The following is an 831-nucleotide window of genomic DNA, read 5'->3' as shown; positions in this document are numbered from 1 at the left end:
GCGGCAGGTCTTTCAGCACGTCTTCCTTGCGACGACGGAGCATGAACCCGCTCAATCGTCCGTGCAAATCGGCTTCGTTTTTCGCGCCAAAGAACTGCACTGCGAAGCCATTATGCCGCTGTTCGCAGTAACGGATCATGAATTGGTGGTGCGTCCAACACAGGCCGGTGCGCGTAGACCGCACAGTGTCCGGCGCCAGTGCGCGCATGTGTGTGAACAGTTCGGCGGCGCTATTCGGCATAGGTGTGCCTGTCAGCGTCCACACTATTCCGCAACGGCTTGCGATGGCGTCATCACCGCGCGCCGCATTCTTTCCGTAAACACCTTTTGTACGCTTGGCTGTAATCGTCTTTAGATAGTGGCCTTCATCGATGATGCAGACGTCCCACCATCCGGCCATGATTTTCGCCTTGTCCGCGCCGACTGCGCGATCATACGAAACCACGAATGCCGACCAATCGCCCTCGCGATACTTTGCAATTTCCCGCTTCCAGTTCTCGACGACAGACGCGGGGCAAATGACCAGCACATACAGCGCGGACACTGCGTCGCAAGCGCGTATCGCCTGGATAGATTTGCCAAGGCCGGGATCGTCAGCGAGCAGCGCGGCCTTCCGCGCCGCCAAGAATTCAACGCCGTCCCGTTGGTAGGGGAAAAGCGCTACCGTCATTCGTAATCGTCCTCTACGCACCCGTGGCGTTCAACGAGAACCCAATGGTATATGGCGATAGCGTCAGCCTCGTTGTCATCTTTCGGCGAGAAGCCCCGCTTAACGCACTCCGCAATCATCAGATCTTTTGACGCGGCCCCATTGCCCGTGAACGCCTTTTT

At 57.6% G+C, this 831-nt stretch carries 1 protein-coding gene; it reads right to left on the bottom strand.

What is annotated here, in order from left to right:
- A partial coding sequence (locus ACTJKP_RS26995) for an SNF2-related protein (protein ID WP_440632848.1) occupies positions 1–670 on the bottom strand: 670 nt, incomplete at its 3' end.
- Positions 671–831: the final 161 nt, after the last annotated feature.

It is taken from the genome of Brucella sp. 22210 (assembly GCF_052045675.1).
In the GTDB taxonomy this organism is placed as follows: Bacteria; Pseudomonadota; Alphaproteobacteria; order Rhizobiales; family Rhizobiaceae; genus Brucella.
Note: the sequence above shows the minus strand (reverse complement) of the source record. Positions and strands in the feature narration are given on the sequence as shown.